This window comes from Arthrobacter sp. 35W, from assembly GCF_000482545.1.
Classification (GTDB): domain Bacteria; phylum Actinomycetota; class Actinomycetes; order Actinomycetales; family Micrococcaceae; genus Specibacter.
This window is the reverse complement of sequence record NZ_KI519454.1, coordinates 1,885,743-1,899,620: the sequence shown is the minus strand read 5'-3', so window position 1 is coordinate 1,899,620 and position 13,878 is coordinate 1,885,743. Positions and strand designations below refer to the sequence as shown.

Annotated in this window: 9 protein-coding genes; 6 read left to right on the top strand and 3 right to left on the bottom strand. The window is 68.7% G+C overall.

Going from position 1 to position 13,878, the window contains the following annotated elements; translation table 11 throughout:
- The first annotated feature begins 87 nt into the window (after nt 1-87).
- Together metK and K254_RS0108325 are read left to right on the top strand one after the other, a co-directional pair.
- A complete protein-coding gene (gene metK / locus K254_RS0108330) occupies nt 88-1,272 on the top strand; it encodes a methionine adenosyltransferase (protein ID WP_051388983.1) in 1,185 nt (394 codons plus the stop codon).
- Between the two features lie 170 nt (nt 1,273-1,442).
- Complete coding sequence (locus K254_RS0108325; RefSeq protein WP_026554976.1) at nt 1,443-3,500, top strand: primosomal protein N'; 2,058 nt, start codon at nt 1,443-1,445, stop codon at nt 3,498-3,500.
- A gap of 70 nt (nt 3,501-3,570) precedes the next feature.
- Here the strand turns inward: K254_RS0108325 and K254_RS0108320 are convergent, their stop codons facing one another.
- The 3 genes from K254_RS0108320 to K254_RS0108310 all read right to left on the bottom strand — a co-directional run bounded on the left by K254_RS0108320 (nt 3,571) and on the right by K254_RS0108310 (nt 6,102).
- Entirely contained in the window at nt 3,571-4,047 is a 477-nt protein-coding gene (locus K254_RS0108320; RefSeq protein WP_026554975.1) for a hypothetical protein, read from the bottom strand.
- 273 nt (nt 4,048-4,320) lie between these two features.
- Entirely contained in the window at nt 4,321-4,929 is a 609-nt protein-coding gene (locus tag K254_RS0108315) for a phosphoribosylanthranilate isomerase (protein WP_026554974.1), read from the bottom strand.
- Between the two features lie 306 nt (nt 4,930-5,235).
- A complete protein-coding gene (locus K254_RS0108310; RefSeq protein ID WP_051388982.1) occupies nt 5,236-6,102 on the bottom strand; it encodes an AraC family transcriptional regulator in 867 nt (288 codons plus the stop codon).
- A 91-nt stretch (nt 6,103-6,193) separates the two neighbouring features.
- Here K254_RS0108310 and K254_RS22455 point away from each other — a divergent pair, with 91 nt between their 5' ends.
- The 4 genes from K254_RS22455 to K254_RS0108285 all read left to right on the top strand — a co-directional run bounded on the left by K254_RS22455 (nt 6,194) and on the right by K254_RS0108285 (nt 13,864).
- On the top strand, nt 6,194-9,529 hold the full coding sequence (locus K254_RS22455) for a DUF5107 domain-containing protein (protein WP_081709968.1): 3,336 nt from the start codon (nt 6,194-6,196) through the stop codon (nt 9,527-9,529).
- 8 nt (nt 9,530-9,537) lie between these two features.
- Nucleotides 9,538-10,404: a hypothetical protein gene (locus K254_RS0108300; RefSeq protein ID WP_155848480.1), complete on the top strand. Its 867-nt coding sequence runs from the start codon at nt 9,538-9,540 to the stop codon at nt 10,402-10,404.
- 533 nt (nt 10,405-10,937) lie between these two features.
- On the top strand, nt 10,938-12,545 hold the full coding sequence (locus K254_RS22450; protein ID WP_051388980.1) for an HNH endonuclease signature motif containing protein: 1,608 nt from the start codon (nt 10,938-10,940) through the stop codon (nt 12,543-12,545).
- Between the two features lie 248 nt (nt 12,546-12,793).
- A complete protein-coding gene (locus tag K254_RS0108285) occupies nt 12,794-13,864 on the top strand; it encodes a LacI family DNA-binding transcriptional regulator (protein ID WP_081709967.1) in 1,071 nt (356 codons plus the stop codon).
- The last annotated feature ends 14 nt before the right edge of the window (nt 13,865-13,878 follow it).

Here is a 13,878-nt window from a genome sequence, read left to right as displayed (position 1 = left end):
AACTTCGTATGACCATCCGTGTCCTGCCCCAGGGGTTGGCACGCAAGAACAAAGTAGAGTGTCTAAGTGACTAACACCAACCCCCGAATGCGCCTCTTTACGTCTGAATCCGTAACGGAAGGCCACCCGGACAAGATCTGCGACCAGATCAGCGACGCCATTTTGGACGCGCTGCTGGCCGAAGACCCCAATTCCCGTGTTGCCGTGGAGACCATGGCCACCACGGGTCTGGTGCATGTGGCCGGTGAGGTCACCACCGACGCCTATGTGGAAATCCCGCAGATTGTCCGCAACACGATTTTGAACATTGGCTACGATTCCTCGGCCAATGGCTTCGACGGCGCCCGATGCGGCGTGTCCGTCTCGATCGGCCAGCAGTCCCCGGACATCTTCGACGGCGTCTTCAACGCCCTCGAGGTCCGCGAGGGAACCGCCGTTGACGAGTACGACCACCAGGGCGCCGGCGACCAGGGCATCATGTTTGGCTATGCCAGCAATGAGACAGCCTCCTACATGCCCACCCCGATCTTCCTGGCGCACCGCCTCTCCGAGCGCTTGACCGAGGTCCGCAAGTCCGGCGAGCTCGCCTACCTGCGCCCCGATGGGAAGACCCAGGTCACCGTGGGCTACGACGGCGACCGCCCCGTCTCCGTGGAAACCGTCGTCATCTCCAGCCAGCACTCCGAGGAAACCTCTCTGGAGCAGCTGCGCGAGGACCTGGCCCGTTTCGTGATCGACCCGGTGCTGGCCCAGTCCGATCTGGACATCTCGCACGTGAAGAACATCCTCAACCCGGCCGGCGCCTTCGTCGTGGGCGGCCCGGTGGGCGACGCCGGCCTGACCGGCCGCAAGATCATCGTTGACACCTACGGCGGCATGGCCCGCCACGGTGGCGGCGCCTTCTCCGGCAAGGACCCGTCAAAGGTGGACCGTTCCGCGGCCTACGCCATGCGTTGGGTAGCCAAGAACGTCGTCGCCGCCGGGCTCGCCAGCCGCGCCGAAATCCAGATCGCGTACGCGATCGGCAAGGCCCGCCCCGTGGGCACCTACGTGGAGACCTTCGGCACCGAGACGGTGGATCCGGACCGCATTTCCGATGCCATCGCGGAGATCTTCGACCTCCGCCCGCAGGCCATCATCAACGATCTGCAGCTCAAGCGCCCGATCTACGCCAAGACGGCCGCACACGGCCACTTCGGCCGCGACGATCCCGATTTCACCTGGGAGAACCTGGACCGCGTGGATGCGCTGAAGTCCTTCTTCAACGCCTAGGCAGTTCCAAGGGGCCCGTGCACGCAGTGTGCACGGGCCCCTTGGGCGTTAAGGCCATCTGCTGGCGTGGCCGGTTTGTCGGTGGCATGTGGTTGGCTTGAAGGTGGCAGCAGACGGGCTGCCTGGTTTGTTGTGTTTGGCGGAATTCTTGAGGTTCGGGAGGAGGAGCTGTGGACGTAGAGGACGGCGTGCAGTTGTCGCTGCTCAGCGGCTTTGTGCCTCGTGAACGCACCCCAGACCCCCACAGCGGCGTAGTGCTGGCCACCCAGCTGCCCGTGGCGCGGGTGCTGATTGAATCCTCTCTGCCGCATCTGGACCGCATCTTTGACTACAGCGTGCCCGCCGAGCTCGACGCCGAGGCCCTGCCGGGCGTGCGGGTCAAGGTCCGCTTCTCCGGGCAGGAGCTCAACGGCTACCTCACTGAGCGGGTGGCCGAATCCGACACCGCGCGGCTGACACCGCTGTCCAAGGTGTTCTCCGCCGTCCCTGTGCTTGCCCCCGAGGTGCTGGCGCTGGCCCGCGCCGTGGCCGAGCGCTGTGCCGGCAGTGTCAGCGACGTGCTCCGGGTGGCCATTCCGCCGCGTGTGGCCAAGCTGGACAAGGAATACCTGGAGCGGCTGGCCGCCGGGGGAGGGGCCCCCGAAGAGGAGCCGGCCACTCCAGGCCCCAGCCTGCTGGCGGGATACCAGAACGGCGCACCCTTCTTGACCCATCTGGCTGCCGGTGGATCGCCCCGCGGCGTGCTCAACGCGCTCCAGGGCTTTGGCCCGGTGTCGTGGCACCACCAATTGGCCCAGGCAATAGCCCATTGCTTCGCCTCCGGACGCGGCGCCGTGGCGGTGGTGCCCGACCAACGGGACCTCCTGCTGCTGGAGGACGCCGTGGGTGCCGTGCTGCCCGTGGGAAGCTTCGTCCGGCTGACGGCCGAGGACGGCCAGAACAGCCGCTACGGCAACTACCTCCGTGTGCTTTCCGGCGAGGTCCGCGTGGTGCTGGGCACCCGTTCGGCGGCGTATGCACCCGTCGCCAACCCCGGTCTGTTCTGCCTGTGGGACGACGGCGACGACAACCATGTGGAGCGCCGCGCGCCCTACCAGCACAGCCGCGACGTGCTGCTGCTGCGGGCCGAGGCGCAGGGTGCGGCCATGCTGCTCGCCGCCCACAGCCGCAGCACCGAGTCCCAGCGGCTGCTCAACACCGGATGGGCCCAGCCCCTCCACCCGGAGCGCAGCGTGGCCCGACAGCTGACCGCCAGAGTCATCAGCACCGCCGACTCCTACGAGACTGGTCTGGATCCGCTGGCCCGCGTGGCCCGCCTGCCGGAGCGGGCCTGGTCCACGGCGAAAGAGGCGCTCACGCGCGGCCCCGTACTGGTCCAGGTGGCCCGCACCGGCTATGCACCCTCGCTGGCCTGCCAGCGCTGCCGCGAGATTGCCCGCTGCAAGGTCTGCAGTGGGCCGCTGATGCAGTCCACCCACGGCTCAGGTCTGGAGCCGCTGACCGCGTGCCGCTGGTGCAGCACGCCGGAGACGGACTTCCAGTGCAGCACCTGCGGCGGCCACGACCTGCGCCGCGTGGTGGTGGGTGCCACCCGCACCGCCGAGGAACTGGGCAAGGCGTTCCCGCAGTTCCCGGTGATCTCCTCCTCCGGAGACCACGTCAAGGCCAGCATCCCGGACAAGCCCGCCGTCGTCGTGGCCACCGTGGGGGCCGAGCCCTTGGCGCCTTCCGGCTACGCTGCCGCTCTGCTGCTCGACGGAGATGCCCAGATGCGCCGCGAATCCCTGCGCGCGGAGGAAGGCACCCTGCGCCGCTGGTTCAATGCCGCAGCCCTCGTGCGCCCCGCGCGTGAAGGAGGAGTGGTGGTGGTGACGGCCGACGAATCCTCCGCCGTGGCCGCGCTTGTCCGGTGGGATCCCGCCGGCTATGCCGAGCGCGAGCTGTCCCTCCGTGCAGAGCTTGGTCTGCCGCCGGCCGTGCGCATCGCCTCGATCACCGGCCCCCAGTCTGCAGTGTCGTCCTTCGTTGCCGCACTGGACCTGCCGGACTCCGTCCGCACCGTGGGTCCTGCGCCGCTCAACGGGGACGAGGACTACCGCACCCTGCTGTTCTTCCCCTTCGGCCAGGCCCGCCAGGTGACGGCCAGGCTGCGTTCCCTCAAGGCCGCCAACGCCGCGAAGAAACTGCCCGGCGTCCAGGTCCGCTGCGATGGGCTGGACGTGCTCTAGGGTGAACGGAATCCTACAACGCCATGGCGCCCCCGGCCTTGGCCGGAGGCGCCATGGCGTTGCCCAGGTGCTAGCCAGCGAGAACCTGGCAGACCTCAAGCCTTGTGCCGGAGCCCGCGAGGGGCGTCTTTTCCGAAAAATCGGGGTTGAGTGCAAAAGTCCAGGTGCCCGTCGTGAGGGACAACCCAGAGGGGTGTCCGTTGGCCGCGGGGACGAGGTTGAGGTTCCGCCCCGTTGCGATGTAGTTCTGGCTACCATCGGCATTGAACGTGATGTGGAGCGCTCCGGTGATGACGTAGCTGGCGGAGTGCCCGTTGGGCGCCGTCGCCGTCACCCTCAGGTTGGGGCTAGCACCGATCGCCCCGCCGCCCGGAAGGTTGATCGTCTTCGACTTGCCGGTGAGAACCAGCGTGACGTTCTGGGTGAACTGCGGGCAGGGCCAGCTGATTGTTGTTCCGTCGATGTTCGTGGGCGGGGCGGCAACGGCCGGACCGGCGCCGGCGACGAGTAGGCCTGTGACTGCCATGGGTGCGAGCCAGCGTTTCATGAAAATCCTCCTTGCATCTTGTGAAGGGTTCCCCAATTGCACGGGACAAGTCCCTGACACACGCATGTTTGGACCGTAGCACCGCGAAGCAGCCCCAATGCGGCTGCGGACTACCTGTCTTCAGGCAGACAGCGGGCCCCACCAGCCGTTGGCTGGTCCAAGTAGTCGGACGGCTCGAGACAGGCTTCGACGGCGCCTTTGTGACAAAAATTGTCCAACAGGGCCCGGAATTCAGCTGCCACGGGGGGAGCCGCGATGGGTTGTTACCCAGCGTCAGCGGCGCGCAGCCGTGATGAAGTCCCTGATCAGCTGCGGGTCCTTGACGCCGCGGCTGGATTCGACGCCGCTGGATACGTCGACGCCGCTGGGCCGCAGGGCTGCGGCCAGCTGGGCAACATTGTGGGGTGCGAGTCCGCCGGCCAGCAGCCAGAAGCCCGGCGGCGTCGCACCGTGGAGCACGCTGGCATCAAAGGCCACACCGGCGCCGGGTTCGACGGCGTCCAGCAGAATCCGCTCGGAATCCCAGGCCAGCTTCTCCGCAGCGTCCAGCGCGCCGTAGGCGGGCGCCGAAAAGGCCCGCATGGTGCCAAACCCCTCCGCACGCAGGCGCTCGATGTCGGCCAACGGTTCGCTGCCGTGCAGCTGGACGGTGGTCAGTGCCGCCAGGTGTGCGGTGCGCACCACCTCGTCGATGGGCTGGTTGCGGAACACCCCCACCGTCTCGATGCCCTGGGGCACGCCGCGGCCAAGGAGGAGAGCCAGCTCTGCGCTGATGAGGCGGGGACTGCCGGGGGCAAAGACGAAGCCGACGGCGTTGGCCCCGGCTTCGGTGGCGGCGGCAACGGTTTCGACGGTCTGCAGACCGCAGATCTTGACGTACATTTCTGGCTTCAGTCCTGACTCGTTGGCTTCCCGCGGATCGCCTCGTGCCGTCCGGGAACATCCTTGCCATGTTAACAGGCGGCGTGCCGGCGGTTGTGTGCGGGCTCGGCCGGCCCGCGCCCTGACGGTGAGCCAGGCGCCGGTTGGCGAAGCCCAAACGCCTCATCCACGAGGGCGTGGTGACCCGCGGTCCGCACCCAGTCCTTGCGGGCTGTTTCCGCGGAGGCGCCCGGACCCGAGCTCATCGAACGCCTGCGGCAGCACGGAATCAGCGTCCCCGGGGATCGGTTCAGTCTGACGAGTGGCTCAGCCCTTGCTCTGCGCCCGGTAGCGCAGCGCCGTGGTGCCGTGCACGCTGCGGAACTGCCGCGAGAAGTAGAAGGCGTCCGGGTAGCCGACGGCTGCGGCAATGCCGGCGACGGACAGATCTGTGGTGTCCAGCAGCTCCCGCGCCCGCGACATGCGCAATTGCGTCTGGTAAGCCAGCACCGGGAGCCCGACCTGGCTGCGGAACAGTGCGGCAAAGTGCGATGGACTCAGCCGGGCCATCGCGGCGAGCTCCGCGACGCTGGCCCGCTCGGCGATGTGTGTCTGCAGATAGGCCTTGGCCCGGTCGATGGTGCCGCTGCGCGGGCCCGCGGCTTCCGTTCCCGAGGCAAGGACTGCCAGGAAGTGCCAGGCGCCCGCCGTCGCGGCAAACAGGCTGGTTTGGCTCACGTCGCGCTCCATCTGTCCGACAATCTCCTCCAGGAGCGCGACGGCCCGGTACAGATCGGGAAGGGTCCGCACCGGAGCCGGGCCGACGGCGCCGCCGGGTCCCAGCAGATCCTCCAGTTCCGCGCCGTCGAGGTGCATCCACCACAGCGTCCACGGATTATCCTGATCGCTGCCGTACGAGTGCGGCACGCCTGGGCGGACCAGAACCACCTGGCCGGCGTGCACCCGGTGGTCGACGCCGTCGACGCTGCACCAGCCGCTGCCGTCCGTGCAGAGCAGGACGACCGCCTGCTGGATCGGCTCCACGCGCTTGATGCCGTGCGCCCTGGCGCGGGGAAAGTAGCCGCAGTCGGTGACGAGGAGCGCCCGTGTGCCCGGCCGGGCCAGGGCCGTGCGCACCAGCGGCCGCGGCAGGACGAGCAGGCGCTGGCCGGGGAATCCTTCTTCTACAACCACCCGTTTACTTTCGTTCAGAATAGTTGTTTTGTCCAGTTTCTCCGGTGGAATGGTGCTTTCGGCGGGACTCAGCCTTTTCTAGGCTTGTCCCATGACTATCGATACTTCCCGTGTTTCACGCATTGAGCTGCCCCCTGTGCCGTCAGGGCTGCGTGGACGCGGCGTGGCCTGCTGGTCCGAGCCGCTGGTGATCGACACGTACATGCCGCTGGCCCCGGACACCAAGCCGGCCTTCTTCGAGCAAAGGGTCTACCAGGGCTCCACCGGCGGCATCTTCCCCTTGCCGTTCCACGAGCGGGTCAGCCAGGAGAAGGCGCCCCACGCCTGGACGGCCGTGCACCTGGAGAACAAGTGGCTGCGGGTGGTGGTCCTGCCCGAGCTTGGCGGACGCATCCACATTGGCTACGACAAGGTGGCCGGCTACGACTTCTTCTACCGCAACAACGTCATCAAGCCCGCCCTCGTCGGCCTGGCCGGCCCGTGGATCTCCGGCGGCGTCGAGTTCAACTGGCCGCAGCACCACCGCCCGGCCACCTTCCTGCCCACCGACTTCGAGATCGAGCACGAGGACGACGGCGCTGTGACGGTGTGGTGCTCCGACCACGATCCGTTCACCCGGATGAAGGGGATGCACGGCATCCGCCTGCGGCCGGACAGCGCCGCCATCGAGGCGCGCGTGCGGCTGTACAACCGCACCGAAGAGACGCAGACGTTCCTCTGGTGGGCCAATGTCGCCGCCGCCGTGGATGAGAACTACCAGGCGTTCTTCCCCACCGATGTGGACCAGGTGGCCGACCACGCCAAGCGGGCAACGGCCAGCTACCCGGCCGTCACCGGCAGCTACTACGGCGTCGACTACCCCGCGCAGCGCACCGAGGAGGTTCCCGATGGCGACCGCCTCGACTGGTACCGCAACATCCCGGTGCCGACGTCGTACATGGTCACCCAGACCGAGGACGACTTCTTCGGCGGCTACGACCACGGCCGCGGCGCGGGGTTTGTGCACTGGGCCGACAAGCACTTCGCGCCCGGCAAGAAGATGTGGACCTGGGGCGATGCGCCGTTCGGCCACGCCTGGGATGCCGCACTGACCGACGGCGACGGGCCGTACATCGAGCTCATGGCCGGCATGTTCACCGACAACCAGCCCGATTTCTCCTTCCTTGCCCCGGGCGAGACCAAGACCTTCAGCCAGTTCTGGTACCCGATCCACCAGATCGGCCCGGCGCACCAGGCCACCACTCAGCTTGCGGTGCGTCTGGAGGTGGAACCGGGGGAGGCCGGCACCGCCGTCGTCCTCGGCATCAGTGCCGCCGAGCAGCTGCCCGGCAGCGTCGTCGAGCTGCACAGTGCGGACGGGGACCTGCTGTACACCCAGAAGCTGGACCTGGCCCCCGGCGCACCCCTGGTGCACACCCTGGCCCTGGCCGGGCGGTTCGAGGCGACCGGGCTGGTGCTGACGGTTCGCCAGGAGGACTCCACGCTCATCTCCTGGCAGCCGCGGGCCCAGACCAGCGCCGACGGCGAGATTGCCGACGCCGCCACCGAGCCACCGGCCCCGGAAGAGGTTGGTTCCGTTGATGAGTTGTTCTTCATCGGACAGTACCTGCGCCAGTACCGCCACGCGACACGGCTGCCCGAGCCGTACTGGCGCGAAGCGCTGCGCCGCGACCCCGGCGATGTACGCTCCAACATTGCCCTGGCGGAACGCGCCACGTGGGCGGGCGATTTTGCCCAGGCGGAAGGCCTGCTGCGCACCGCCATTGCCCGCATCACCGGCCATGTCTCCAACCCCGCCGACGGGGAGGCGCACTACCGGCTCGGCATCATCCTTACTCGGACGGGGCGCGACGGCGAGGCCGAGCGCTTCCTTGCGAAGGCGAGCTGGAATTCGGCGTGGCGGGTGCCGGCCCGGTTCGCCCTGGCCCGGCTGAAGGCCCGTGCGGGGAAGTTCGACGCCGCCGCCGTCGAACTGCGCGAGGTGCTGTCCCTGGATGGCGAGCACCTGCAGGCGGCCGATCTGCTGGCCCGGGTGCTGCGTGCCCAGGGACGCACGGCCGCGGCTGAAGGCCGCATTGCCGCGACCCTCCACCGCGACCCGCTGGACCAGTGGGCGCGCGACCTGGCCGGACTGCCGTTGACCGCGGATGCCCCCACGCTCCTCGATGTTGCCCTGGAGTACGCGAGTGCCGGATTCAGCGAGGATGCCCTGCGGGTGCTCGCCCTCGCCGCCTCCGCGGCGCAGCACAACGCTTTGGGCCAGGTGCAGGTGGCGCCGCTGGTGCACTACCACCGCGCCGCGCTGCTCGACGCGGCCGGTCAGGGTGATGATGCCCAGATGGCAAGAAGCTTGGCGCAGTCCGTGGACCGCACCCTGTGCCAGCCCTCCCGCCCCGCCGACATTGCCGCCCTCCAAGCCGCCCTCGGCCAGGACGACGGCGACGCCCTGGCGGCCATGCTGCTGGGCAATTGGCACTACGACAAGCGCCGCTACGCCGAGGCGATCGAACTGTGGCAGCATGCAGCGGCGAACCTGCCTGCCGCAGCTGTCGAGGGGCTCACCAGCCAGGACCGGGACTCCGTGGTGATCCTGCTGCGCAACCTTGGCATCGCCGCCTACAACGTGGAGGGCGACGGCGGCCGCGCCCTGGAATGCTACGAACGTGCGCGGGTGCTGGCCCCGGAGGATGCGAAGCTGCTCTTTGAATACGACGAGCTCACCGCCCGCCTCGGCGCCTCGGCGCAGTCGCGGCTGCAGCTTTTGGAGGAGCATGGAAATCTGGTTTCCTCGCGAGATGACCTCAGCATCGTCCAAGCCGGCCTGCTCACGGACTCCGGCCGGGCTGCCGATGCCCGCGGCGTGCTGCTCGCACGTGTCTTCCAACCGTGGGAGGGTGGCGAGGGCCAGGCACTGGAGGCCTGGGATGCCGCCAACACCGCCCTTGCCGAAGCGGCACTGGAAGCCGGGGACGCAGCGGCCGCTCTCGGGTGGTTGAATTCGGCGATCGAGAGTCCCGCTTCCCTTGGCGAGGCGCGGCATCCGCTGGCCAATTCGGCAAGACTGCAGCTCCTGCGCGGCGATGCCCTCGCCGCACTGGGCCGCACAGCTGAGGCCGCTGCGGCGTGGGAGCACTCCGCGTCCTTCCGCGGGGATTTCCAGGCGATGAACGTCCAGAGCTACAGCGAACAAAGCTACTACTCCGCGCTGGCCCTGCAGAACCTTGGCCGCACACAGGAGGCACGGCAGATGGCCGATGGCATTGCCGGCTACATCGATGAACTGTCTGGAACGCCGGCCACGATCGATTTCTTTGCCACGTCTCTGCCGACCATGCTGCTCTTCACCGAGGATCCGCAGGATGGGCGCGACCGCCTGATTGCGCAATTGCGCGCGCAGCTGGCCGTGCTCCGAGGCCTGCCTGGATGAGTGTGCTGGTGAGCGGCCCCGGTCTGCGCTGCGAAGTGCAGCCGGACCGGGGCGCCCGCATCGTGAGCCTGCGCGGCGACGACGGCCGCGAGTGGCTGGCTGCCTCCGAACGGACCGCCGTGCCCGGGTCCGGCCAAAGCTTTGTGCGGGAGGGCATGGGCGGCTGGGACGAGGTGGCGCCGACGGTTCAGACGGACCCCGGCCTGGTGGACGCCGCCGGGAACCAACTGGCGGAACTGCCCGACCACGGCGACGTGTGGAATGTACCGTGGACGGTTGACGCGGCCTCATCTTCCCGGCTGGCAACCTCGGTGGAGCTGTCCAGCCTGCCGATCCTGCTGGAGCGCACCATCGCGGCCAGCGCCACGGGGCTGGTCTTCAGCTACCGTGCCAGCACGACGGCGGCAGGCCCGGTGCCGCTGCTGTGGTGTGCGCATCCGCAATTCGCTGCCGGCGAGGGCGCGGCAGTTTCCCTGGAATCGGGCGGCATGCCGATCGCGCCGGCGCTGGTGGAGATGCATCCGCGGCTGGGGGAGGCCCGCGCCTTCCCCAGCAGTCCGCTGCACCGGGTTTTGACGCCGAGTACGTCGATGAAGGCCTTTGTCGATCCCGAGGTCCGGGCGGACGCCGCCGTGCTGCACGACGGCGCCGGCCGCGCCCTGAGGATTGACTGGGACGCTTCCCAGCTGCCGTATCTTGGCCTGTTCTGGGACAACGGAGAGTTTGCCGCCGGGCCAGTGCTCGCGATCGAGCCCTCCACGGGCTGGGGCGAGCTGCTCTCCACCGCGGTGGGGCAGCAGCGGGTGCTCACGGTGTCGAGCGGGCGTCCGCTCGAGTGGGCCCTGCACCTCTCGGTGGGGACAATCCCGTCCTAATAGATGTGGTGCGCGCACCGTGGTCAGCCGCTGCCTATCTGGCAAGCCACGCTCCGGCTCCACCGCCGGAATGTCCCTGGCCGTTGACGGCGGCCATAGCCGTTCTGGTGGCTTTTCTGTCCATCACCCGGGCGGACCTGCAGAGGGAACCCTAGAGCGCCGGGCCGCCAAGGCACGAAGCAGGTGTCCGCGCTGCCCGAGCACTATGCGCCCCCGGCCCGCCGGGGTCGGGTTTGTGGCAGCGCTTGATCTGCCGGAGTCCGTCCGCACCGTCGGCCCCGCGCCGCTCAACGGGAACAAGGGCTACCGCACCTGCTGTTCTTCCCTTTCGGCCAGGCCCGCCAGATGACAGCCCGCCTACGGACGCTGAAGGCCGCCAACGCCGCCAAGAAGCTGCCCGGCGTCCAGGTCCGCTGTGATGGGCTGGACGTGCTGCAGGCGCAGTCCCCGGAGGCTCTTTTCGGAGGCGGTTCTTGGCGGGAATTTTACTCGCACACCTGTTCTAATCAGCAAATATGGAATAGAATAAGATCATGAGCGTTCCGGTCGGCACTTCCGGTGGCGCCGCCACCACGGCAGGGCCGACGATGGCGGAGCAATTGGCCGCGCTGAGGCTCCCCACCCTGCCACCGGCCGCCCCCGGCACCCGTGGCGAAGCCCTTGCCGGCACCCCCGGCGAAGCCCTTGCCGGCACCCCCGGCGAAGCCCTTGCCGGCACCCTTGATGGAACACGTGACGCCCTTGGGGCGGTGCGGGCGGACTATGGCGCCTGTGTTGACGCCCTCGCCGAGGTCGCAGCCCTCGAAGCCCGGACCGCGGCCTGCAAGGCCGCCCTGATTGACAGGCTCGCCGCCGCCGGCACCGCCGAAGCAGCGGCCCTCGGCTTCGACACCCGGCAGCAGGGCATCGGCGACGCCTCCACCACGGCCGAACTGGCCGCCGTGTTGTGCATCCCGGAACGGAGCGCCGCGAACCTGCGGGCCCAGTGCGTGGCGCTCGTACGCGAGCACCCCCACACCCTTCAGGCGCTGGGGGCGGGCAGGTTCTCTTGGCAGCACGCCCTCGCCATCCTGGACCAGGTCCTCTCCGTCCAGAACGTGCCCGAGATGCCGCGGGACGTGGTCGACGCGTTCGAACGCGACCTGGTCGAGGCCGCCTGCGGGGTGACCGTGTCGAAGTTCACCGCCGCGGCCAACCGCCGCCGTGAACGCCTGCACCCCGGGAGCATCCAGACCCGGGCCGCGGCGGCGCGTGAGGGCAGGTGCCTGGACCTGCAGCCGGGCCGGGACGGCATGTCCTACCTGGGCCTGTACCTGCCCGCCGAAACGGCCCAGGCCGTGTGGAACCACGCCACCGCCGCCGCCAGGGCCCTGCAGGGCCCCGCCGAGCCGCGCACCCTGGCCCAGCTGCGCCTGGACGTCGCCGCGGCCCTGCTCCTGGGCCAGGACTGCGCCGACGCCGCCGCCGGGCACCCGGCACCCCGGGCCCAGATCCTTCTCACCGTGCCCATCCTGTCCCTGCTGGGCGTCTCCGACGGGCCGGCCGAGCTGGAGGGGTGCGGGCCCGTCCCGGCCTCGATCGCCCGCCGGCTGGCCGCGCAGGCCCCCTCGTTCCAACGCCTGCTCACGGACCCGCACAGCGGGGAGCCGGTGGCGCTCTCACCGGGCACCTACCGGGTGAGCGAGGCCATGCGGGCCTGGCTGCGGGCCAGGGACAGGACCTGCACGTTCCCCGGCTGCACCACCGTCACCGCCGACACCCAGCTGGACCACCTGCTGGCCTGGGAACACGGCGGAAAAACCCGCGAGGACAACCTGGCCAGCGAATGCCCCAAGCACCACCTCGTCAAACACCATAAGGACGGCAAAACCCGCACCGGCCCCACAAAGACAAACCCCCAGAAAACAAAACAGGGAGGAAGCGGTCCCGCCGGGCCCGGGATCCGGGGCTGGACACCGCAGATGACCGAGACCGGGCGCCCGGGCTGGACCTCACCCGCGGGCCGCTACTACCCGCCCGAACCGCTGGACACCACCCCGCCCGAGTATCCGGACTGGCTTCAGGACGGCATCACCCTGCGGACGGGTGCCGCGGACTACAGCATCCTCGAGCACGCCCTCACCGTACGCCTCACCCGGTGAAGCGGGCCGCCAGTGGTGCCGGTCCCCGGAGGTACAGGAGACCGCGGCACGGGAGCCGGCAGCGGTGATTGCCCTGGAGGACCTGCCCTTCGGTGGCTCGCCGTTGCGGAGCACCCAGCGGGAGCTGCGGTTCCGGCCCGCGGAGCTTGAGGGATAGTGCACGCCAATGTGGTTCCTGTCCGTCACAGGGCAAGCGCTTTCGCTGTCGTCCGCAGGTTTCGAGACCGGATCGACCATAATGGACTGTTATGACTGACGCGCGAGTTTCCGAACTGCCCGAGGGGCGTTTGCAGCAATCCGGGAAGAAAGCCCGGTCGCCTGCAGGCTCGGCCAAGCTCTCCGAGGTGGCCGCATTGGCAGGCGTCAGCGAGGCGACCGTGAGCCGCGTGCTCAACCGCAAGTACGGCGTCTCGCAGCGGACGCGGGAGCAGGTTGAGGATGCCCTTCGGGAGATCGGCTATGAACGCACCCTCAAGGGAGAGATCGTTCTGGTCCTGGTGCCGGGTCTGAAGACCCCGTTCTTCGGCGAGATGTGCAACGCCATCGAGGCCGAATTGAGCCCGCATGGCCTGCGTGCCGTGATCGGTCCGGTCCTGCCTGGCTCCGTCTATGAACGGGACTATGTGGAGGCCTTCGTCGATACGGGCATTGTGGCCGCCATCTTCCTGTCATCGAGCAATACTCTGGTGAACGCCGACGATTCTGCCCGGGCGCTGCTGGAATCCCGCGGCATTCCCTACCTCTGCGTCAACGGGGGATTCGCGGAGGGTGAATCCCCCGTGGTCTCCACTGATGACTGGCGCGCGGCCGAACTTGCCGTTGACCACCTCTACACGCTGGGGCACCGCCGGATCGGCATGTGTGCCGGGCCTGTCGGCAACATCCCCGCGGACCGGAGGGTGGAGGGTTTCCTGAACTCGATGGATGGCCACAACATCGAGAGCGCGGAGGATTTTGTGCTGCGGCAGCACTTCAGCGTCGACGGCGGCAGGCACGCCGCCGATGCGCTGCTCGACCTGGACGTCACAGCGATTGTGGCTTCGAGCGATGACATGGCGCTCGGTGCCATTCGGGCAATCAAGCGGCGGGGGATGCGCGTTCCCGAGGACGTCTCGGTGATTGGCTACAACGATTCGTTCATTCTGGAGTTCACCGACCCGCCGTTGACAAGTGTCAGCCAGCCCGTGGAGCACCTCTCCCAGGCGATCACCCGCACCGTGGTCAGCATGGTCCACAACCGCAAGGTGAGCACCGCCGAGCTCTTCATGGAGCCGTCGCTGACAGTGCGGCAGTCCACCGCCCCGGTGCGCGCCGTTTAAGGCGCGCACCGGGG